We start from the raw sequence: 1,103 nt of genomic DNA on the forward strand, positions 1-1,103 counted from the left end.
GTTGATTTCTGTTCCTCGGGGTACTTAGATGTTTCAGTTCCCCCGGTTCGCCTCGCAACGCTATGTATTCACGCTGCGATACCTGCTTGTGCAGGTGGGTTTCCCCATTCGGAAATCCCAGACTCAAGTGGCTCTTACTGCCTAATCTGGGCTTAACGCAAGTTAGTACGTCCTTCATCGCCTCTGACTGCCAAGGCATCCACCGTGTACGCTTAGTCACTTAACCATACAACCCCAAGAGGTTTCGTATGTTCAAACAACCAAGGTTTGTGTCACCTACATTCGATCAAGAAAAGTAAGGACATTGGTTTTTCGCCGGACTCTTACACAAGACACTTGAATGTGTATTGCTTGAGAACTCGTTCTTTATCCCCTCTTTAAATAAGAAGTTATAAAAAACATTTTAATTSAATCTAACGATTSAATTTACTAGTCAGCTTTCCAGATTGTTAAAGAGCATGTGTCTATCATTCGATATCCACTTTTTAAACACACTCACTTCTTTTTCAAGAAATGCGCTTAAAGAGTGGTGGGCGATACCGGGCTCGAACCAGTGACCCCCTCCTTGTAAGGGAGGTGCTCTCCCAACTGAGCTAATCGCCCTCCGTTTTTCAGCTTGTTTTCACTTTTGTAAAAGTGAAATCAAAACTGCCATCTTCCGAGGAGAAGATGGTGGGTCGTGCAGGATTCGAACCTGCGACCAATTGATTAAAAGTCAACTGCTCTACCAACTGAGCTAACGACCCATGGCGTCCCGTAGGGGAGTCGAACCCCTGTTACCGCCGTGAAAGGGCGGTGTCCTAGGCCTCTAGACGAACGGGACTAAGTATTTCTTGCCAACGTTGTTGGGCAACGTTAGCGCTCTCTTACATTTTAACCAGGCAATCTGTGTGGACACTGCATCAAACAAGCAGTCTATCGTTAAGGAGGTGATCCAGCCCCAGGTTCCCCTAGGGCTACCTTGTTACGACTTCACCCCAGTCATGAACCACACCGTGGTAAACGCCCTCCCGAAGGTTAAGCTATCTACTTCTGGTGCAGCCCACTCCCATGGTGTGACGGGCGGTGTGTACAAGGCCCGGGAACGTATTCACCGTAGCATT

General features: G+C 47.6%; 3 tRNA genes and 2 rRNA genes. All 5 read right to left on the bottom strand.

What is annotated here, in order from left to right:
* Positions 1–226 (bottom strand): 23S ribosomal RNA (locus L4D19_RS30215); the annotation flags it as partial.
* 301 nt (positions 227–527) lie between these two features.
* A tRNA-Val gene (locus tag L4D19_RS30220) sits at positions 528–603 on the bottom strand.
* Between the two features lie 67 nt (positions 604–670).
* Positions 671–746 (bottom strand) — tRNA-Lys (locus tag L4D19_RS30225).
* Position 747: 1 nt separating this feature from the next.
* Positions 748–823 (bottom strand) — tRNA-Glu (locus L4D19_RS30230).
* A gap of 99 nt (positions 824–922) precedes the next feature.
* A 16S ribosomal RNA gene (locus L4D19_RS30235) occupies positions 923–1,103 on the bottom strand; the annotation flags it as partial.

Origin of the sequence: Photobacterium kasasachensis (genome assembly GCF_050336885.1) — a bacterium.
GTDB classification, from domain to species: Bacteria; Pseudomonadota; Gammaproteobacteria; order Enterobacterales; family Vibrionaceae; genus Photobacterium; species Photobacterium kasasachensis.